Source organism: Leminorella grimontii, from assembly GCF_039789245.1.
In the GTDB taxonomy this organism is placed as follows: domain Bacteria; phylum Pseudomonadota; class Gammaproteobacteria; order Enterobacterales; family Enterobacteriaceae; genus Leminorella; species Leminorella grimontii.
Genome location: NZ_CP146357.1, coordinates 2404349 through 2423124 on the forward strand (window position 1 = coordinate 2404349; position 18776 = coordinate 2423124).

Sequence of the window (18776 nt, forward strand, 5' to 3'; positions counted from 1 at the left end):
GGGCTTCTCTGGCTGAAACGGATTTCCCACAGATTTACCGCTAGTCAATATACGGATTAAGAACATGTCACAATTTCACTTTGAGTCGCCCTCTGAACGCATCATGAACCTGAAAACTGCGATTCAGGAAAAGTTAAAGTTCATTATTGGTAAAGAGCCCGCGCTGGCAACCGAACACGACTGGCTCAACGCCGCCTCTTTCGTCGTGCGCGATATGATGGTCGAACGCTGGCTGCGGTCAACCCGCGCCCACTTTTCCCAATCCGGCCGCCGCGTGTCTTACCTGTCAATGGAGTTCCTGATTGGCCGTACGCTCTCCAACTCGCTTTTGAACCTCGGCATTTACGACGAGCTTGCCGAAGCGCTGGACGACATGGGATTCAGCATCGAGCAGCTGATTAACGAAGAAAACGATCCCGGCCTCGGCAACGGCGGCCTGGGCCGCTTGGCCGCCTGTTTCCTCGACTCGCTGGCCACCCTCGGCCTTCCGGCCCGAGGATACGGCATTCGCTACGAGTACGGCATGTTCAAACAGAACATCGTCGACGGCCAGCAGGCGGAGTCGCCGGATAACTGGCTCGAATACGGCAACGCCTGGGAGTTTCCTCGTCACAACGTGCGCCATAAGGTCTTCTTCGGCGGTCGCGTACAGACGGAAGGCAAACTGTGCCGCTGGGTAGAAACGGAAGAGGTGCTGGCCTGCGCCTACGACCAGATAATCCCCGGCTTCGACACCGATGCGACCAATACGCTGCGCCTGTGGTCGGCGCAGGCCAGTAATGAGATCAATCTGGGTAAGTTTAACCAGGGCGACTACTTTGCCGCCGTTGAGGACAAAAACAACTCGGAAAACGTATCGCGCGTGCTCTACCCCAACGACGCCACCAGCTCTGGCCGCGAGCTGCGCCTCAAGCAGGAATACTTTCTGGTATCCGCCACGCTGCAGGACATTCTCTACAGCCACTGGAGGGCGTATGAAACCTACGACAACCTGGCGGATAAGGTAGCCATCCACCTCAACGACACCCACCCGGTGCTGGCGATCCCCGAGCTGATGCGCCTGCTTATCGACCACCACCACTTTACCTGGGAAGACGCCTGGGAGATGACAATCCGCATCTTCTCCTATACCAACCACACGCTGATGAGCGAAGCGCTGGAGACCTGGCCTGTAGAGATGATGGGGAAAATCCTGCCCCGCCACCTGCAGATTATTTTTGAGATTAACGACTACTTTTTGAAGGTGGTGAAAGAGCAGTTCCCTAACGATCCTGACCTGTTGACCCGCGTTTCCCTGATTGATGAAAGCAACGGTCGCCGAGTAAGAATGGCTTGGCTGGCGGTGATCGGCGGCCATAAGGTTAACGGCGTATCCGCGCTCCACTCAGAGCTGATGGTAACTTCGCTGTTCGCCGACTTCGCCAAAATCTTCCCGCACCACTTCTGTAACAAGACCAACGGCGTAACGCCGCGGCGCTGGATTGGCCTGGCCAACCGGCCGCTGGCCGAGCTGCTGGACGCCAGCATCGATCAGACCTGGCGCACCGACCTGAGCAAGCTGTCGGCGCTGAACGCGATGGTAGACTATCCGGCGTTCATCGAGCAGATTAAAAAGGTCAAGCTGGCCAACAAGAAGAGGCTGGCGGAGTACATCGCTACGCATCTGAACGTCGTCGTTAATCCAAACTCGCTGTTTGACGTTCAGATTAAGCGCATTCACGAGTACAAGCGCCAGCTGCTGAACCTGCTGCAGGTGATCACCCGCTACAACCGCATTCTGAAAGCGCCGGACGATCCGTGGGTGCCAAGAACGGTGATTTTTGCCGGCAAGGCCGCCTCTTCCTACGTTAACGCCAAGCTTATCATTCGGTTGATAAACGACGTAGCCAAGGTCATCAACAACGACGAGCGCATTAAAAACAAGCTGAAGGTGGTGTTTATTCCCAACTACGGCGTCAGCCTGGCGCAAATTATCGTCCCGGCCGCCGACCTGTCGGAACAGATTTCCCTGGCGGGCACCGAGGCGTCGGGCACCAGCAACATGAAGTTCGCCCTTAACGGCGCGCTGACCATCGGCACGCTGGACGGAGCCAACGTAGAAATTCGTGAACACGTGGGCGAGGAGAATATCTTCATCTTCGGCAACACCACCGAAGAGGTTAACGCGCTGCGCCGCAACGGCTACGATCCGCGCAAAATCTACGAAGAGGACACCGAGCTTCATCAGGTGCTAAGCCAAATCGCGACCGGCTTCTTCAGCCCGGAAGAACCCTATCGCTACGGCCCGCTGTTTGACTCGCTGGTCAACTTCGGCGACTACTACCAGCTGCTGGCCGACTATCGTTCCTACCTCAACGCGCAGGAGAGCGTCGACCGGCTGTACCTGAAGCCGAACACCTGGGCGCGGAAGGCGGCGCTAAACATCGCCAACATGGGCTATTTCTCTTCCGACCGAACGATTCAGGAGTATGCGGAAGAGATCTGGGAAATAAAGCCGACCAAGCTGTAGGCGGAGTACGAGATGGATAAAATGCGCCAGACGGCAGACGCCGCGATGGGCGACGACGGGCAAGACCGTTACGACGAGGTCGGCATTGCTCGCGGCTATGTAAACGCCGCGGGCCTTATTGAGCCCATCGATGAAACCGCGCGGCGGCGCATTTATGACGCCATGGCCAGCGGCCTGGAGAGCCCGAATTCCCCGCTGCCGCCGGTGTGCGTTTTCTCAATCGGGGAAAGTTACAATGTCACCTTATTAATTCCCAATCTCTATCAGTGGAAGCTGCGGCCCAATGACTATGCGCTTGCCCCCGCGGACGGCGGCGGATTTTATGAGGGGCAAATCGTCCCCTCTGACGAGCAAATCACCCTGCCCGCCGACCTTGCCTGCGGATACTATCGACTAACGCTACGAGCCGGCGACGCGCTTTGGCACACCAGCGTCATTATCTCCCCCGCCCGCTGCTTTGCGCGCCCGGTGGACGAGCGGCTGTGGGGCATGTGCGTGCAGCTCTATACGCTACGCTCGGCGAACGACTGGGGCATCGGCGACTTCGGCGCGTTGAAAGAGGCGCTGTACGAAACCGCGCGGCGCGGCGGCGCCTTTGTCGGCGTCAACCCTCTGCACGCGCTGTACCCCGCCGTACCGGAAAACGCCAGCCCCTACAGCCCCTCCTCTCGCACCGCGCTGAACGTCGCCTATATCGACGTCGAGGCCGTCGCTGAATTTCAGGCGAGCGAATCGGCCATCGCGTGGTGGAAAAACGCCGACGTTCAAAACGAACGGCAGCGGCTGCGGCAAACCGACAGCGTCGACTATGCGGCGGTGATGACGCTTAAGATGACGGCGCTGCGGCTGGCGTGGCAATCGTTCAACGATCCGCTGCGAAAGCAGGCCTTTCGCCGCTTTCTGGCCGAGCGCGGGGAAGCGATTATCCGCCAGGCGGAGTTCGACGCCCTGCACTACGCGCTGACGCAGAGCCAGGAAAACGCCTGGGGCTGGCCGGTCTGGCCCGAAGACTATCGCCGGCATGATTCTGAAACGGTTCGCCGCTTCGCCGAAAGCCATGACGACGACGTTCGGTTTTACGCCTGGCTACAGTGGCTCGCCCATCAGCAGCTTAGCGAATGCTTTACGCTTTCCCGCCGATTGGGCATGGCCGTCGGCCTGTATGGCGATTTGGCGGTCGGCGTCGCCGAAGGCGGCGTACAGACCTGGTGCGACAAAACTCTCTACCGCATGAAGGCGTCCGTAGGCGCCCCTCCCGACCCGCTCGGGCCGCAGGGGCAAAACTGGGGGCTGCCGCCGATGGATCCGCACGTTTTACGAAAGCAAGCCTACCGCCCGTTTATCGAGGTATTGCGCGCCAACATGCGCTACTTCGGCGCGCTGCGCATTGACCACGTGATGTCCCTACTTAGGCTTTGGTGGGTACCCTATGGCGAAACCGCCGACGCGGGCGGCTACGTGGCCTATCCCCTTGACGACCTGCTGGCGATTTTAACGCTGGAAAGCCAGCGCCATCGCTGCGTGGTCATCGGAGAAGATTTAGGCATCGTGCCGCCGGAGATCGTCCAAAAGCTGCGGGACGCCGGCGTCTATTCCTATAAGGTGCTCTACTTTGAAAAAGAAGGGGTCGGCTTTCGCCCCCCCGAACGCTATCTCCCTCAATCGATGGCTACGCCGACCACCCACGATCTGCCGACGCTTGTCGGCTATTGGCAAAAAGGCGACCTTCGGCTTGGGGAGTCGCTGGGCATCTATCCGGACGCCGAGGTGCTGGCCGCCTTGGATAAGGCCCGCGACGACGACAAGCGGGCGTTGGAAGCGATGCTGCTTGAATACGGTTTCTTAGCCAAACCGCTGTCGCCCGGCGCCATGACGGACGAGCTGAACGTCGCCCTGCACCGTTTTATCGCTTCGACCTCAAGCCAGTTCGTCGGCCTGCAGCCGGAAGACTGGCTGCGCGTTGAAACGCCCGTTAACGTGCCGGGCACCTCCGACCAATATCCCAACTGGCGAAGAAGGCTCCCTGCCACTCTCGCCAGCGCCTTTGAAAGCCCGCTGGGGCAGCGGCTGCTGGAAGCCGTTCAGCGAGGCCGTGAAGGCCGCATGCTCGACGCGGCTGTTCAAACGAACCTTGGGGAAACGCACAAGTGAACATCACGATTGAGACCCGAACCACCCTCACCGTTTATGGCATACGCCACTGCGGCCCCTATAACGAGATATACAGGGCGTTCGACGAGCTGTGGCGCTGGGCTCAGGCCGAAGGGCTGGAGTCGCGAACGCTGTGCGCCATTGCTGTCTATTATGACAATCCAAAGGTCGAACGCCCTGAGCGCTGCCGCTCGGACGCCTGCCTACAGCTCGACGGCCCGTTGGCCGACGAGCAAATGTCGGAGCTTATCGAACCCGTCGAGCTGCTCGGCGGCTGCTACGCCAAGTATCGACACGTTGGCCCCTATGAGGCGCTGGAGCCCGTTTATCAACGGTTCTATCAGGAATGGCTGCCGCAAAGCGACTACCTGCGCGCCAATATGCCGTCGTTTGAGGTCTATTTGAATAATCCGCGCACCACGGCGGCTGAGGCGCTGTTGACGGAGGTTTATTTTCCGGTTGTGCCTAAGTAGCTGGGGGGCTTTTTGTAGGGAGGGGTTGGTGGTAAATCTCGCGGGGTGGATGCGTCAGCACCCGGAATGAGGACCGTCAAGCCACATTGGTCCGCGATTACTCACATAGCTCCATTCAGCACCCAAAGGGCGACTGGCTGGGGCGGAATTTGAGGCCGGGCGGGGTGCGACGATGAAGGTTTTAGAGGAGGTGTATTGTGCTTGTATGCTGCACAGCTACCATAGAAAGATAATGGTTTACTCCCTACCACAGCAGTTCTTCCAGCATGTTCCCGTAGGCATAATATCAGATAGCAAGACCTCAAAGATTTAAAGGGGGTTTCCTGGCTCTTATCTTCAGTATGGGGACTTATATCTTTGAACAGTAAGTTCCGTTTTTATTTTATCTATAGATTTTTCAGGGCAAGTATTACATAAAAAATACATGTAGAAATCATAACCAAAATGAAACTCACACTCATCGGATATAAGCTTGCACCATATATCTTCTCTTAATATCGATTGAACAACCGCTTTAAGTTCACCAAGCGGTATCGCGCCACCTTCAACATAAGGACATTCATCATTATTCAGTTCCAGCCCCTGAATTTTTAGTGATTTTACACCAAGGAAATTACAAGCATCCAGAATATAATCAATATATCTCCCTTCAACTTTTTTATATTCATCCTCTGTTACCTTACAGCCTATATCATAAAAGCTAGTCCATTCGCTCGAAGATGAGCATAAATTATCCAGCTCATCGGTTTGAGCATATTTAGTTATTCTATATGAGTATTTCATTCATTAATCACCTCTTCGAGTGAAATCGGCATCATAAGTTCCAGCTCTTGTCCCTTTGCTTCTTAAATTTTTAACACTAACGACTGCTTTCTAAAATCCCCCACTATGTTAAGCAACAGCTGGGGTAATATATTTTTGCACATACGCCTGGAGGTTTAATCCTCCCGCCAGTACTGTAACGAGGCGCAGGAGCTGAGAGAACAACTTTATCAGGCTGAACAGGTGGTTAAGGGGATTAAGGATGTGCTGGGTTAGTGGACTAAACGGAGATTAAACAATAAAAAGCCGGGAAGATTTAATATCTCCCCAGTTTATGAAAATAAATAGTACAAAAGGTTCTATAGTTTATCTATCCACGTTCTCATATGATTGACATCTCCATCAAAAATAAAACCTTCTCCATTATCGGGCAAGAATAATCGACCGGTATCAAATCTTAAAAACAATTCTTTTTTTGCTTTCTTCTGCTTAATGGAAAAGTCATCACTCCATTTTAATATCTCTTCATTGTGCTTTTTTTCATCAGATAAAAAGACCACGACTGAATTTTCCAATTGTTCATAAGAATGATAAGTTTTCTTGAGTGTAATATCGAAATTTAAATCATCAATTATGTTATATGTAATAAATAGTTCGTTTCCAGACGATTCAATGGTCCTTTCCACCAATGGTATTGAGCCTAACATACTATTATCTATTGTATTTCTCATGTAAACCTCACTAAGGAACGATAATTATCCCAGCTTTAGTACCATCACCAAAGATAATATTATAGTGCGGATTATTATCGTGTAATGGATTTTTCATATTATATAAATCACCCCGATATATTCCCGCTGGTTGTTTCCATACATCACTGAATTTAGTAGCACTATAAAGCTCACCAGACCTTGCAGGGAAATTGTCAACATGAGGTCTAAGATCCGGCATGTTATCTAATAACGCTCTTGCTTCATCAACACTTCTAACCGTGACACCTTTACCATTTCGTAAATCAGATATATTGCGGCGTTGTTGAGCATTACATCCAGCTAATCCTAATGGATCTATCCAAGAGAGTGGATTAGACGCATACGCATATAAGTTTAACCCGCCTCTCAGCCCTATCGGGTCCGGCTGATAATACCTGTTCAGATTGTAAAAGAGCCCGGACTCCTCATCCTCGTACTGCCCCTGAAAGCGCAGCGGATTGCGGAAGCTTATCAACCGTTCGCCGGTCTGCCAGTGGGTGGCTATATCTTCTTCCACCAGATTGCCGTAGGCATCAAACTGGCAGCGGTACACCTCCTCGCCGTTGATGTTCGTCAGGCTGTGCGGCGTGCCGACCAGTTAATGGTTATCTTTTATTTTCTTTATTTGAGACAATGCTTTTAATATTTTCTCTGCCTTGGTTTATTCTATCTCCCTCCGTATATATAGAGAAATGGTTACTATTTTTGGGGCAATAAAGCCCCAAAACAGATTGTCTATCAATTGCATTTTCTGGTATTGTTTGCAAAGGTATACGGCAAAGTGGACATATAAAATCCTCTCCAGATCTAAATTTCCTTAAGACTTCATAGGAATTCATCTTTCTAATATTATCATTCACGCTCATGGTAACCCTCTGTTTAAAGACTTCTTCCTCTATACTTTTTTTGTAAATTCTAAGTGAAGATAAATGGTTTGTTCGTTATTTCTTTTGCCACATTTATTTTACCTAGAGAATATTTACCAACCATAAATTCACCATGGTGGAAGCCAATTGTACAACCATTCTCGAAAATCCTTATCAAGGGTTCAAAAACATCTCTATTTTTAACTGCAATAGCATTTTTTAAATCAATAAAATAATTCCACTTTATATACTCTATTAAATATGCAGCAATATATGCATTACCTGTTTTTTCAATTAACGTCGAACGTAATTTATCTATCTCCATACCTATACTTTGCTGGCATTCAATGCCGAGAATACGGCAGCAATCAAACCTAGGTGATGGGGTATGTTTCCCCTCTAAAAAAGAGAACATAATGGCGACTCGCCGAAAATATTCACGGATAAGAAAAAAATTAACATCAGGAATATCATCGTATTTTTCTATATGCTCAATTCTCAATGCGCGCATTGTTGCTTTTTTCATATTATTAAACATATATCAATACCTTAAAATTTTGGTGAATATCCAGGATATATACCAAAACCTGGCTGTGTAGGTGCCAGATCCTGGGCTCCAGAAGGGGGAGTATCGAATCTCTTTATTGTTAAGTTCCATGATTCAATCCTGCGATATGGAATCCCTTGCCCCATTAAATATCGCTCACCTAACTCATGATTGGCAAGTTGTCTAAACCACGATTTTTGAGCATCAGTTAACTCCTGCTTCTGAGCCATTTCCTAGGTATAAGCGATTTTATCATCGGCTTCAAATCTTCCTATGACTATTAAAGGGCCTTCATCGGTTGCTATTGGATATTCATGCCTGCCGTAGAATATATGTTTTTTTAAAGTTGTAACTTCCTCTGTTGATAAACCTGTATTTTGAGCAACTGTTGGAATATCATCCATTTGGGATAGTCTTATTCTGGCATAGGCTGCATCAGCTGCTGCATCATACTCAAACGGTATATTTCCCCGTTTGGTTTTTTATAGAACTTTGCATATATCGAACATCTTTTGGATCAATATTTCCGTCAATCTTTCCACATGTCAGACCCAACGGGTCGTGAGCTGTATCTGGCGGGGGACTGGCTGACGCAGTGTAACCTTACCGAGCAACCGCTGGCGATCAGCGTGATGCCTGATCAGGTGGTTATTCAGATTTAACAGAGTTGTATGTGCACTGACATTTAATAATTAGCAGGAATGATCCTGATAGGATCATTCCACGCCAGAAGAGAGTTAGCCAACATTCTCCCTTTTAACTAATCTTCCATCATCAAGTGTCAGATAGTCTCTCTTATCTCCATGTGTGATCTCCACATATTCATTAACCACAACCGCATCAACAATTCCACAGAGGTAATGCCAAAAAGACTTTTTGGCATTATTATAAAGAAGCACTCCCCACTCACATGGAATTAAATAGCGCTCTTCAGGAAGATGGATAACATCATACACAATTCCGCCAAGTCGTGATATTTCAGAGCGAGCTTCTTCTGTAAAAACTATTAACCCATCATCTTTTTCACCTTGAGATGCATTACAATCTGGACATCTTTCCAGATCCGACTCATAGCTAGAATAACAATTTTGACATGTAGTATATTTCATCAACCATCTCTTATTTAATTGGAATACTAGATGTAATAACACCTGGACCAGTACCACCAATATGCGGATCAACATGGTCTTAATAACACGTATTTTCTGTGTTACCCCATTTTGGGTCGATGTGCCTTCAAATACCTTACCAAAGAACCCTTCCCTATTAGAAATGACTTGATTTGCAGGGTTATTAGCAACCTCCACTGTAGCATGCGCAATATCTCTATTGCTCCACTCCGATGGGAATGGCGAACCTTTTTTGCCTTTTAGGCTTCATTGATGCATATGGTTCTTGCTTAGGAGGACCAACATGAGGAGAGTGTCTTCTTAAGATATGGCGAAGTGAGCCAAAAGAGAACTTATAGCCATCATTGCCTACAGGAGGGCACGTCGCTAGTCCAAGCGGATCTATCCAATTATTCGGGTTATGTACATAAGCATATGGGTTATATCCACCCATCAGCCCTATCGGGTCAGGCGTAATATACCGCCCCAGTTCCGGCTGATAATATCTGTTCAGATTATAAAAGAGCCCGGACTCCTCATCCTCGTACTGGCCCTGAAAGCGCAGCGGATTGCAGAAGCTTATCAACCGTTCGCCGGTCTGCCAGTAGGTGGACGTCTCTTCTTCCACCAGATTGCCGTAGGCATCGAACTGGCAGCGGTACACCTCTTCGCCGTTGATGTTCGTCAGGCAGTGCGGCGTGCCGAGGTGGTCATTGTGATACCAGTAGACTTTCGATTCCAGATATTTCGGCAGGGTAAGTTTGTTGCCGTCAATCAGCGCCAGCGGGCGGTGGCTTCCCGGTTCATACAGGAACGTCTGCCAGTGGCGCTCGTTGCTCTGACTCTGCTATCGTCACCTCTGAATGTGTTATTTTTTTGTTATAATAAAAAAATGACTATCGTTTTTGGGACAATGTAGTCCAAGAGCATTTCTCCTATCAGAAATATTTTCGGGTATTGAAACTAACCGTAACTTACAATATGGGCACATAAAATCAATTCCATCCCTATACAATCTAAGGACTTCATACGAGTTCATCTTTTTTATATTTTTTTCACACATATCATTACCTCAAAAAGGATTCTTCCCCTGAGGTAGCTCAGAGTAATCACGTCTAACTCTCTCCATCTCTTCTAATCTTTATTTAAGACCGGGTCTCTTTCCTAGTTTAAAAACAAGTTTCATCCTGGCAGCTAAATACTCTTCATATTGTGTCCAATTAGGTATTCTGTTATTTGTGCTATTCTAAATTAGGAGACGCTACTCCCAAAACCTGCCTGCGATCTATTATTTTGCGAGACATCTCCAGACATTTAATTCCTTTTATTGCTGCGAATTATTAGCCGCAGTATTGTCGCGTCGTGCCTGCAAAATCAGGCCACGGGATTGACCTCCTGTATCATTCTTATCAGCAACAGACGGTGCATTTGCGTCTTTCTATATCGTGTGTCCAGCTTTGGAAGCGATATACTCACGCTTCTCCACTCTATGGTGAGCTGGGCGAGGGCATCGTAAGGTGCGCCAGTGTCTGGTAAGGCTGGTAAGGTCAACCCCGTTCAGTTCACCACCCACGAGATTGACCGCTTCGTTGGTGGTTCCATATTCTACTTACCAGAGGCTGCCCTATGGCTACTACCCCAACCCAAACTCACCCGTTACTTTCTCTCTTTCTAAATCCTAACGTCGATTTCACCACCCTGGCCGACCGCTGCGAACTGTACGCCGAAGCCCAGGCGGAGTTAGACTTTCCGGTGCTGCGCGCCGCGTTTTGCGAGCGCCTCATCGCCTGCCTCACGTGGCTTAAAGATACGCAAAATGACCCGATCCCCCGCCATCTGGAATCACAATTTATTATTAATAGCTATCCCCTTGCTTATCCTCGCTTTGAGCCAGATACGGGGCAGCTGTGCGACTACTGCCTTGCGCTGGCGCAGATTCTGGCCAACCGGGAGCTGCCGCACGACGTGGAGCAAACGCTGTCGGACCTGCTGTTTGGGCTGGTCTGCTACCTCGCGGCGGAGCTTAAAGCCCCGCGCTGGGTGCGTACGGCCAATGGGATCGTTCCCGTTCATGGAGGTGAGCTATGAAACCGCAGGACTGGCATTCCGCCGACGTTATCGCAGCATTAAAAAAGCGCGGCACGTCCCTTGCCGCCGTCTCTCGCGACGCGGGGCTGGCGTCCACCACGCTGGCTAACGCACTGGCTCGCCGCTGGCCAAAGGGGGAAAGGCTGATTGCCGGGGCGCTGGGAGTCACGCCGGAGGAAATTTGGCCGTCTAGGTATTACGGCAGGTAGAACGTTTTCTGAGGGGCTTCCCGCGCTGCCGTTAGCCGTGGCGCGGGTCTCCGGGCAGACCGCATAATGGGTAAGCCTTTCACCTCGTCAATCAAATACTGCGATGCCGATAACACGCTGGGCGAACGTTCCGTTTGCCCTTCTCTTCTAACCACCACTTAGAACCCATCCCTTTCAAATTCAACCGCGAGCAAACGCACATTTTCGCAATACGGGATAAGTTTGGGTTAAAAGTACTGGTTATACTTCCATATAAATTTACTAAGGAAGGCGCCACGTCATGATGAAAAAGCCCGCCACGCGGGAAGCGTATCGAAAGCGCATCAGAAAATCTTACGCGCTGCTTGCCCGCTCGCTGGACGCGCCGGTAAACATAGACGCGCTGGCCAGCGAGTCCGCCTTTTCCCGCTACCACTTTCACCGCATCTACACTTCGCTGGTAGGAGAAACCGTTGCCGACACTCACCGCCGCCTAAGGCTAGACCGCGCGGCGTCTTACGTCGCCTCCGGCGCGCGCAGCATCACCGATATCGCCATGGCGTCAGGTTATGAAACGCCGCAGTCATTTTCACGCGCTTTTAAAGCGCAGTTCGGCCTCTCGCCCGCTCAGTATAGAAAAGCGGGAAAATCGCCGAACGACGGGGCGCACGCCCCGCTCTATCCCCCCATCAATCAGGAGACTATCAGCGTGAACGTCACTATCGAAAACCGTCAGGAAGAAACCGTCTACGGCGTCCATCACGTCGGCCCCTATAATGAAATCAGCGGCGCATTTAATGCCCTGTGGCAGTGGGTAATGGAGAATAATCTGCAGGAGCGGGCCAGAGCCGGCATCGGCATTTATTATGACGATCCCACCGTAACGCTCCCCTCGCAGTGCCATTCCGACGCCTGCGTCGCGTTTGACGCGCCGCTCGCCGAGCCGCCGAAGGATGAAAGAATTCAGACCATTCAGCTGGCGGCCGGGCTTTACGCCCGCTACCGCCACGTCGGCCCCTACTCTACGCTGGAACAGGCCTACGGCGCCTTTTATGGCCAGTGGTTGCCCAACAGCGGCTATGAGTGCGCCGATCTGCCGGCGTTTGAAATCTATCTCAACAACCCGTGCGATACGCCGGAAAGCGAGCTGATTACCGATATCTATATGGCGATTAAATAGTAAAAATCATAACCACCCGCATAGCGGGTGGTTTGCTCTTGCCCTATAAGGGCTTGTTACCGACTGCGCCTAAATGACGCCGCTTTCTCTTCGTTCAAGCTAAGTGTCTTTGCTACTTTGGCTTACCCCTTGAAGGGGTCTGTATACTCTTTGCTGCTCAATTTGTCTGAGACTAAATCTGATTTCTCTTGTTCTCTGATATATTTTTGGATTGTCGCTTCATTTAGCCCTACCGTACTTACATAGAAGCCTTCGCTCCAAAATTTTCTGTTGCCAAACTTATATTTTAGATTGGCATGTCTATCAAAAATCATCAGCGAACTTTTCCCTTTCAGATACCCATAAAGCTTGAAACACTCAACTTCGGAGGAATACTTACCAACATATGAACATGATCCGGCATCAGGTGACCTTCTATTATTTCCACTCCTTTATACTTACAAAGGTCTCGTAATATCTCACCTACGCTTGAACGTATACTATTGAAAATCACTTTCCGTCTGAACTTCGGCGAAAAGACGATATGGTATTTGCACAGCCACTTTGTATGCGCTGAGCTTTGTGCTTTAATGCCCATAAACACCTTTCCTCATTTTAGTTACGGTTATTAGCTTGAACATCTATATCGTAACGGAAAGGTGTTTTTCTTGGTATAACCCTTTGATCCCACCCGCAAAGCAGGTGGTTTTATGTTTAAGACGCTAACGCGACTTAAACTGGCTAAAGCCATAATAGAAAGGCGGAATATTATATTCCGCCTTTTCCAATATCACTCTATTACTCTTTTATCAGTCCTTCTCGCCCTGATATTCCGCTTCCGCTTCGTCAAAACGGGTCAGCATTTTTTCGCTTGGCTTGCCGCCCACGCGGCTGAAGACAACGATAGCGATAGCGCCAAACAGGAAGCCAGGGATTATCTCGTACAGGTTAAACCAGCCAAACTGTTTCCATATCAGCACCGTTGCCGCCCCAACCAGCATGCCTGCCAGCGCGCCGTTGCGGGTCATCCCTCGCCACAGAACGGAAAGCAGAATAACCGGGCCAAACGCGGCGCCGAACCCGGCCCAGGCGTACGCGACCAGCCCCAGAACGCGGTTGTCGGGGTTAGAGGCCAAAACGATCGCGATCACCGCCACCAGCAGCACCATCAACCGCCCTACCCACACCAGCTCGCGCTGGCTGGCGTTCTTACGTAAAAACGCCTTATAGAAGTCTTCCGTCAGCGCGCTGGAACAGACCAGCAGTTGGCAGCTCAGGGTGCTCATCACCGCCGCCAGAATGGCCGACAGCAGCACGCCGGCGATCCAAGGGTTAAACAGCAGTTTGGAAAGTTCAATAAACACCCGTTCGCCGTTTTCGCTTACGTTGCCCGCAAGCTGCGGATTGTTGGAGAAGAACGCGATGCCGAAGAAGCCGACCGCCACCGCGCCCGCCAGACAGAAAATCATCCAGGTCATGCTGATGCGGCGGGCTTTGTGGATCACGTGGTGGGAATCCGCGGCCATAAAGCGCGCCAGAATATGCGGCTGCCCGAAGTAGCCCAACCCCCACCCCATAAGGGAAATAATGGCAACCCAGTTAAGGCCTTTAAACATATCCAGATATTCGACGCTTTTCGCCTCAATGACGTCCATCGAGCTGCCAAAGCCGCCGACGGCGATGATTACCATCACCGGCGTCAGTATCAGCGCGAAAATCATCAGCGAGGCCTGAACGGTGTCGGTCCAGCTCACGGCCAAAAAGCCGCCGATGAAAGTGTAGGCGATGGTCGCCGCCGCACCGACCCACAGGGCGGTGTGGTAGTCCATGCCGAAAGTGCTTTCAAACAGGCGAGCGCCCGCCACCACGCCGGAGGCGCAGTAGATGGTGAAGAAAATCAGGATAACCACGGCGGAGAAAATGCGCAGCACGCGGCTTTTATCTTCAAAGCGAGTGGTGAAATAGTCCGGCAGCGTCAGCGCGTTATGGTTGACTTCAGTATGCACCCGCAGGCGACCGGCGACGATACGCCAGTTCAGGTAGGCGCCTATCGTAAGCCCGATGGCAATCCAGCTTTCGGAAATGCCGGACAGAAAGACGGCTCCCGGCAGCCCCATCAGCAGCCAGCCGCTCATGTCGGACGCGCCGGCGGACAGCGCGGTGACAAAGCTGCCCAGACGGCGGCCTCCTAAAATGTAATCGCCAAAGTTGTTGGTCGCACGGTAGGCGGCCAACCCGATAACGATCATCCCCACAATGTAGACCACAAAGGTCACTAGCATTGGTATGCTTTCGGTCATGCAGCTCTCCACATCCACGTCTTGCCGTTATTCAGTCGCTGCCGATGACGGTCGTCTTTTATTGATATTGATAATGCACCGCTCGTCGGCCCATATTCCCGCAGGCGAACGGACAAAAAAGACCGAAATTATCGCCATCTTTCCGCAAGATGACAAGCCGATGACGGATATTCCAATAAATCGTTTTTATGCAGCATGAATCACCACTTGCCGCGAAATTAACCCCACAGGGTTCGCCCATTTTCATCACAAATATCACATTTAAAGTTTGGGCTTTTGCACAGAAGGCGGGCAACGGCGACAAACCGCTCGAAAATTCGTCTCTATTCCCGCGATTTACCCGAGGTTTTCCGAATTTTATCCCCTTTTTCAATCACGAATATTGTGGTTATACTATGAACAACTTTGAATATTGCGCGATACCTCCCAGGTTGGCCATAAATCAGCGATTGCCATGAAAACGATCTCTACCTCTGTCCCCGCTCTTGATAAGGTTGTTCGCGTCTGCGACTTTTTGTCCGATAAAAACGGCGCAACCTTTAGCCAAATTTATCAAGGCGTCGGCATGGCTAAAAGCAGCACCTCTTCGCTGCTTAGCGCCATGGTGACCCACGGCCTGCTGCGGCAGGACGGCGATAAATACTATCTGGGCCTTCGGCTGTACGAGCTAGGCAATAAGGCCGTAGAACAGTACGACATTAAGAAAATTGCCCAGCCGGTGCTGGCCGCGCTGCGCGACGATACCAACTTGACCTGCCACTTGGGCGTCTTACAGGGTTCTTCCCCTATTTACCTCACCAAGCTGGAAAGCCCACAGGCAATTGTTATCCGCAGTTGGGAAGGCAAACGCCTTTCGCTGCACAGCTCCGGCCTCGGCAAAGCGATTATGGCGTGGCTGAGCCCCGAAGAGGTGGACGACCTGCTGAGCGACGAGCTGCCGCTAACGCGCTTTACCGACACCACCATCACCGACGTTCCTACGCTCAAGAAGCAGCTTGCGCTTATCCGACAGCGCGGCTGGGCCTACGACGACGAAGAAGACAGCCAGGGCGTGCGCTGCATCGCCGTGCCGGTGTTTAACCCTCAGGGGCAGGTTATCGCCGCCATCAGCGTTTCCGGCGTGGCGTTCCAAATTCCGGACGATAAACGCGAACAGCTAGCGGAGCGAGTGATGCTGGCGGGGAAGGAGCTGTTGGGAAGGTTGAGGTAGAGGAGTTGCAACTTTCGATGCAAATATAGGCCCCCCTCTTGGGGGCGGGATCTAACACAGGCGCAGTCCCTCATCACCCATAACTAAAGAAAGCCTTCTCCTCCTTCTACAGATCGCGGGCTTTCTTATTGACTCTTTCTGCTTCATGGCGTGCAGCCCTGTTCATCGAGTTAATACACCGCCACGGCCATCGCTAAACCACCGATGATGAAGCGCGTTATTTAGGGTACTCAGACCAAGGCAACTGGTAATGAGGCCCGTCTTTTAACGACTTCCAGTCACCGCCCCATTCAATAACGATCCTTAATTCATTCGCCGCCGCCTTAAACGCATTGGCAATTTGCACGTAGTATTTCCACTCCCAGGATCCGGCTGACGTTGGATAGGCAAATACGTCGACCGCATGACCCGTTAAATGGCGACTATTTGATGTCTGGCTCTTGCCGGCTGCGACTAATTGCTTTTGGCGTTCGATGCTGCGTACCCCTTCGGTAATGGCGAAATCAACCGGGGATAGTTCCAGCGCTCGCCGGACTACCTTGACTAAATCAGGGTGTACGCCGTTCAGGTTGCGCTCGCTTCGACCGCTAAATTTGAAACTGCTCATTTACTCCTCCACTTTTTATGAAACATAGCTAACACGTTGCCGCGAGCGTTCCAGCTCGCGATGCACCAAATCAGGTTTAGTCGCCTCTCTACCCAATCGATGTAGACATACTGTCTAGCGGCGACGCAGCAAGTGAAAGGTCGTTCTGTTAGATATCCGGTTTTATCGCTATGCGCCTAGCTCACCAGCTTTCGCACCGCTTTTTGTTGAAGCAGCGCGCTTATCCACAGGCTCAAAGCGGATGAAGCCGTAGCCGATATCGAAGGGCCACCGACCAGCAGCGGCGTCAGCAGCTGCTTTGTTTCAGCCTGAGCGCAGTCAAAAAGCGGCAGTTTCTCTACGGGGCCCAACAGGTAATTAGCCTGTAAATGTGGATGACGCTGAAAATAGCGCAGCGCATACAGCAACAGATTCGCCTCAGACTTCGGCCATGCGTAGTAGTGCCGCAGAACATAATTCTGCTCAAACAGCAGCCACAGACGGTGGCGTGGTAGCGCCTGCAAGCAGGCGCTCATTACAAAGGGATACCACATCTCCTGAGCTGTTATCAGCTGTTCTACCAGCCAGCTTGCGGGATCCTGCTGCCATTTATCGGCATAAGGCCAGCAGCCGCTGTACAGATAACGGGAAAACACCCGTTCCGAATTGCTAAGCGTTGCTTGACTGACTTCATTGTGCTTAATGTTTCTCTGTTCAAAGTAGCGCTCAGTTAACTGTTTCCGAAAAGTTTCAATAAATCGCGAGCGAAACTGAAATTCAAACGTGCCGTATGAAAAATCGTCGAGACAGATATTGATAGCACCAATATTAATATCTATATCATTATCACCGACAACCTCCCGTATAATATTTTCACAGCCATATTTTAACGACAAGCGAGAAAAAGAATCATGTTGAGTCATAATTTTATGATGTTCATAATTAAATATTTCCATTATCATATTGCAACGATGAATTTTATTATCCATATTTCCCTCAGCGATAAGTATTGAATGCTATTATTTTGATGCTTTAATTAAGTTAATTAAATTTTAATAATGCACATCAATATATAATATCCACCTGAACTTCATGGTATGATTCGACAGCTTAATCTCATGAGAATGAGGTTTCCTACTGCCTATAGAAATAGATGGCAATCTTGTGAAGCAAGCAATTCAACAAGATTGCTTTAGCAAAAGCTAGCGTTCAAACATACCTATAACTTCTCTCATTTCTTTATCGCCAATAGCATTGTTATAGTGTATTGACAAGCTAACTTTGAGATCGGCAAACTCATACTTATTGATATGCTTTATATTGAATAGACCAGCAATACGTTCTGGCATGATAAGCATAGCTTTACCATTTATCACACTAAGCAGCATTGAGGTCATATCCTCATCAACATCCTCAATTCTGAAACAGGGATACGTTTTACCAATTACGTTGCTTAACATCCCTTTAAGCTCATCTCCACCATTACTTTTCTTCCTAATCAGAATTGGAATATTGTTCATCACCTCGCGACTAGAAAAGTCATTTTCATGGATATTTCCAGGACAACATATTACAACGCTTTCTTGTTCAAGAGTTATTTTTTTAATATGAGGTATAGGGACGTGAGAGCGATAAGAAATAAGGATAGTGTGTTTATTTGCCAATAAAAACTCAAATTCCTTAGCTGCAACATAGACATAGTGATATGTAACAGAAAAATTCGCTATGTCAAATTGCTTGATGAAGTTGCATACCATAAGATGTGGAACAGAGAGATCAAATATTATATGAAATTTCTTACCGCGTTTCCTTGGATTAAGATCATTCTCTAATGACAATAACTCATGGTAAATTGGAAGAAGCCTCTTGTGAATTTTAAAAGCTATCTCCGTGGGCTCAAGCTTATTATACTTTCTTATAAATAGCCTTTCAGACAAAATACTTTCTAAATCACTCAGTGATTTTCCTAGTGGGGAGCGTGTAATACATAACTGTTCCGCAGCCTTATTTAAACATTGTGTTTCCATAGCCATCATGAAATATTGCAATCGTTTATTAATAAAAGTATTCATTACT

20 protein-coding genes and 3 pseudogenes are annotated in these 18776 nt (G+C 49.8%); 8 read left to right on the forward strand and 15 right to left on the reverse strand.

Features of this window, described 5'->3' with window-relative positions; translation table 11 throughout:
• Nucleotides 1-64: 64 nt before the first annotated feature.
• The 3 genes from glgP to V8L73_RS11265 are packed head-to-tail and all read left to right on the forward strand — an operon-like array spanning nt 65 to nt 5133.
• Nucleotides 65-2509, forward strand: a complete 2445-nt coding sequence (gene glgP / locus V8L73_RS11255; protein ID WP_261830797.1) for a glycogen phosphorylase — start codon at nt 65-67, stop codon at nt 2507-2509.
• A gap of 45 nt (nt 2510-2554) precedes the next feature.
• Nucleotides 2555-4660 carry a 4-alpha-glucanotransferase gene (malQ, locus tag V8L73_RS11260; protein WP_422655626.1) on the forward strand — a complete coding sequence of 702 codons (2106 nt, stop codon included), beginning with the start codon at nt 2555-2557 and terminating at the stop codon, nt 4658-4660.
• A complete protein-coding gene (locus V8L73_RS11265; RefSeq protein WP_347253017.1) occupies nt 4657-5133 on the forward strand; it encodes an AraC family transcriptional regulator in 477 nt (158 codons plus the stop codon). The genes malQ and V8L73_RS11265 overlap by 4 nt, the downstream gene beginning before the upstream one ends.
• A 336-nt stretch (nt 5134-5469) precedes the next feature.
• Here the strand turns inward: V8L73_RS11265 and V8L73_RS11270 are convergent, their stop codons facing one another.
• The 7 genes and pseudogenes from V8L73_RS11270 to V8L73_RS11295 all read right to left on the reverse strand — a co-directional run bounded on the left by V8L73_RS11270 (nt 5470) and on the right by V8L73_RS11295 (nt 8464).
• Nucleotides 5470-5916: a hypothetical protein gene (locus V8L73_RS11270; RefSeq protein WP_027272932.1), complete on the reverse strand. Its 447-nt coding sequence runs from the start codon at nt 5914-5916 to the stop codon at nt 5470-5472.
• Nucleotides 5917-5919: 3 nt separating this feature from the next.
• Nucleotides 5920-5967 (reverse strand): annotated as a pseudogene (locus tag V8L73_RS19885) (hypothetical protein); the annotation flags it as partial.
• A 287-nt stretch (nt 5968-6254) separates the two neighbouring features.
• On the reverse strand, nt 6255-6626 hold the full coding sequence (locus V8L73_RS11275) for a hypothetical protein (protein WP_027272931.1): 372 nt from the start codon (nt 6624-6626) through the stop codon (nt 6255-6257).
• A gap of 10 nt (nt 6627-6636) precedes the next feature.
• Nucleotides 6637-7200: an RHS repeat-associated core domain-containing protein gene (locus V8L73_RS11280; protein WP_347253018.1), complete on the reverse strand. Its 564-nt coding sequence runs from the start codon at nt 7198-7200 to the stop codon at nt 6637-6639.
• Nucleotides 7201-7252: 52 nt separating this feature from the next.
• Complete coding sequence (locus tag V8L73_RS11285) at nt 7253-7513, reverse strand: hypothetical protein (protein WP_134389065.1); 261 nt, start codon at nt 7511-7513, stop codon at nt 7253-7255.
• Between the two features lie 49 nt (nt 7514-7562).
• On the reverse strand, nt 7563-8051 hold the full coding sequence (locus V8L73_RS11290) for a hypothetical protein (protein WP_027272929.1): 489 nt from the start codon (nt 8049-8051) through the stop codon (nt 7563-7565).
• A 242-nt stretch (nt 8052-8293) separates the two neighbouring features.
• Nucleotides 8294-8464 carry a hypothetical protein gene (locus V8L73_RS11295; RefSeq protein ID WP_154656324.1) on the reverse strand — a complete coding sequence of 57 codons (171 nt, stop codon included), beginning with the start codon at nt 8462-8464 and terminating at the stop codon, nt 8294-8296.
• Nucleotides 8465-8602: 138 nt separating this feature from the next.
• Here V8L73_RS11295 and V8L73_RS11300 point away from each other — a divergent pair, with 138 nt between their 5' ends.
• Nucleotides 8603-8722 (forward strand): SymE family type I addiction module toxin, encoded by a 120-nt coding sequence (locus V8L73_RS11300; RefSeq protein WP_134389066.1) that lies wholly within the window; start codon nt 8603-8605, stop codon nt 8720-8722.
• 75 nt (nt 8723-8797) lie between these two features.
• On the opposite strand, the gene V8L73_RS11305 is transcribed toward V8L73_RS11300, so the two are convergent.
• The 3 genes and pseudogenes from V8L73_RS11305 to V8L73_RS19890 form a co-directional block, all read right to left on the reverse strand.
• Nucleotides 8798-9169, reverse strand: a complete 372-nt coding sequence (locus V8L73_RS11305) for a hypothetical protein (protein ID WP_027272928.1) — start codon at nt 9167-9169, stop codon at nt 8798-8800.
• Between the two features lie 217 nt (nt 9170-9386).
• Entirely contained in the window at nt 9387-9833 is a 447-nt protein-coding gene (locus V8L73_RS11310) for an RHS repeat-associated core domain-containing protein (protein WP_071783223.1), read from the reverse strand.
• Between the two features lie 6 nt (nt 9834-9839).
• A pseudogene (locus tag V8L73_RS19890) lies at nt 9840-9980 on the reverse strand (RHS domain-containing protein); the annotation flags it as partial.
• 815 nt (nt 9981-10795) lie between these two features.
• Between V8L73_RS19890 and V8L73_RS11315 the strand changes: the two are divergent.
• The 3 genes from V8L73_RS11315 (at nt 10796) to V8L73_RS11325 (ending at nt 12625) form a co-directional block, all read left to right on the forward strand.
• The gene (locus tag V8L73_RS11315; RefSeq protein WP_347253019.1) at nt 10796-11257 is read left to right on the forward strand and encodes a hypothetical protein; all 462 of its coding nucleotides are present in this window, start codon (nt 10796-10798) and stop codon (nt 11255-11257) included.
• Nucleotides 11254-11466, forward strand: coding sequence for a helix-turn-helix transcriptional regulator (locus tag V8L73_RS11320; RefSeq protein WP_347253020.1), 213 nt, complete (start codon nt 11254-11256; stop codon nt 11464-11466). The genes V8L73_RS11315 and V8L73_RS11320 overlap by 4 nt, the downstream gene beginning before the upstream one ends.
• Nucleotides 11467-11746: 280 nt before the next feature.
• Nucleotides 11747-12625, forward strand: coding sequence for an AraC family transcriptional regulator (locus V8L73_RS11325; protein WP_347253021.1), 879 nt, complete (start codon nt 11747-11749; stop codon nt 12623-12625).
• A gap of 122 nt (nt 12626-12747) precedes the next feature.
• Here the strand turns inward: V8L73_RS11325 and tnpA are convergent.
• Together tnpA and putP are read right to left on the reverse strand one after the other, a co-directional pair.
• Nucleotides 12748-13202 (reverse strand): annotated as a pseudogene (gene tnpA, locus V8L73_RS11330) (IS200/IS605 family transposase).
• A 211-nt stretch (nt 13203-13413) separates the two neighbouring features.
• Nucleotides 13414-14904, reverse strand: a complete 1491-nt coding sequence (gene putP, locus V8L73_RS11335) for a sodium/proline symporter PutP (protein ID WP_027272921.1) — start codon at nt 14902-14904, stop codon at nt 13414-13416.
• A gap of 454 nt (nt 14905-15358) precedes the next feature.
• Between putP and V8L73_RS11340 the strand changes: the two genes are divergently transcribed.
• The gene (locus V8L73_RS11340; protein WP_027272920.1) at nt 15359-16114 is read left to right on the forward strand and encodes an IclR family transcriptional regulator; all 756 of its coding nucleotides are present in this window, start codon (nt 15359-15361) and stop codon (nt 16112-16114) included.
• Nucleotides 16115-16331: 217 nt separating this feature from the next.
• On the opposite strand, the gene V8L73_RS11345 is transcribed toward V8L73_RS11340, so the two are convergent.
• From V8L73_RS11345 to V8L73_RS11355, 3 genes are all read right to left on the reverse strand, one after another.
• Nucleotides 16332-16721: a M15 family metallopeptidase gene (locus V8L73_RS11345; protein ID WP_347253022.1), complete on the reverse strand. Its 390-nt coding sequence runs from the start codon at nt 16719-16721 to the stop codon at nt 16332-16334.
• A 176-nt stretch (nt 16722-16897) separates the two neighbouring features.
• Nucleotides 16898-17689, reverse strand: a complete 792-nt coding sequence (locus V8L73_RS11350) for a contractile injection system tape measure protein (protein WP_347253023.1) — start codon at nt 17687-17689, stop codon at nt 16898-16900.
• 213 nt (nt 17690-17902) lie between these two features.
• Entirely contained in the window at nt 17903-18772 is an 870-nt protein-coding gene (locus V8L73_RS11355; RefSeq protein WP_027272917.1) for a LysR family transcriptional regulator, read from the reverse strand.
• Between the last annotated feature and the right edge of the window lie 4 nt (nt 18773-18776).

What these genes read in the sequence shown, in the direction of transcription:
- glgP (WP_261830797.1), top strand. Translation starts at nt 65, where the DNA reads ATGTCACAATTTCACTTTGAGTCGCCCTCTGAACGCATCATGAACCTG.
- malQ (WP_422655626.1), top strand. Translation starts at nt 2,555, where the DNA reads ATGGGCGACGACGGGCAAGACCGTTACGACGAGGTCGGCATTGCTCGC.
- V8L73_RS11270 (WP_027272932.1), bottom strand. Translation starts at nt 5,916, where the DNA reads ATGAAATACTCATATAGAATAACTAAATATGCTCAAACCGATGAGCTG.
- V8L73_RS11275 (WP_027272931.1), bottom strand. Translation starts at nt 6,626, where the DNA reads ATGAGAAATACAATAGATAATAGTATGTTAGGCTCAATACCATTGGTG.
- V8L73_RS11285 (WP_134389065.1), bottom strand. Translation starts at nt 7,513, where the DNA reads ATGAGCGTGAATGATAATATTAGAAAGATGAATTCCTATGAAGTCTTA.
- V8L73_RS11290 (WP_027272929.1), bottom strand. Translation starts at nt 8,051, where the DNA reads ATGTTTAATAATATGAAAAAAGCAACAATGCGCGCATTGAGAATTGAG.
- V8L73_RS11295 (WP_154656324.1), bottom strand. Translation starts at nt 8,464, where the DNA reads ATGGATGATATTCCAACAGTTGCTCAAAATACAGGTTTATCAACAGAG.
- V8L73_RS11300 (WP_134389066.1), top strand. Translation starts at nt 8,603, where the DNA reads ATGTCAGACCCAACGGGTCGTGAGCTGTATCTGGCGGGGGACTGGCTG.
- V8L73_RS11305 (WP_027272928.1), bottom strand. Translation starts at nt 9,169, where the DNA reads ATGAAATATACTACATGTCAAAATTGTTATTCTAGCTATGAGTCGGAT.
- V8L73_RS11315 (WP_347253019.1), top strand. Translation starts at nt 10,796, where the DNA reads ATGGCTACTACCCCAACCCAAACTCACCCGTTACTTTCTCTCTTTCTA.
- V8L73_RS11320 (WP_347253020.1), top strand. Translation starts at nt 11,254, where the DNA reads ATGAAACCGCAGGACTGGCATTCCGCCGACGTTATCGCAGCATTAAAA.
- V8L73_RS11325 (WP_347253021.1), top strand. Translation starts at nt 11,747, where the DNA reads ATGATGAAAAAGCCCGCCACGCGGGAAGCGTATCGAAAGCGCATCAGA.
- putP (WP_027272921.1), bottom strand. Translation starts at nt 14,904, where the DNA reads ATGACCGAAAGCATACCAATGCTAGTGACCTTTGTGGTCTACATTGTG.
- V8L73_RS11340 (WP_027272920.1), top strand. Translation starts at nt 15,359, where the DNA reads ATGAAAACGATCTCTACCTCTGTCCCCGCTCTTGATAAGGTTGTTCGC.
- V8L73_RS11345 (WP_347253022.1), bottom strand. Translation starts at nt 16,721, where the DNA reads ATGAGCAGTTTCAAATTTAGCGGTCGAAGCGAGCGCAACCTGAACGGC.
- V8L73_RS11350 (WP_347253023.1), bottom strand. Translation starts at nt 17,689, where the DNA reads ATGGATAATAAAATTCATCGTTGCAATATGATAATGGAAATATTTAAT.
- V8L73_RS11355 (WP_027272917.1), bottom strand. Translation starts at nt 18,772, where the DNA reads ATGAATACTTTTATTAATAAACGATTGCAATATTTCATGATGGCTATG.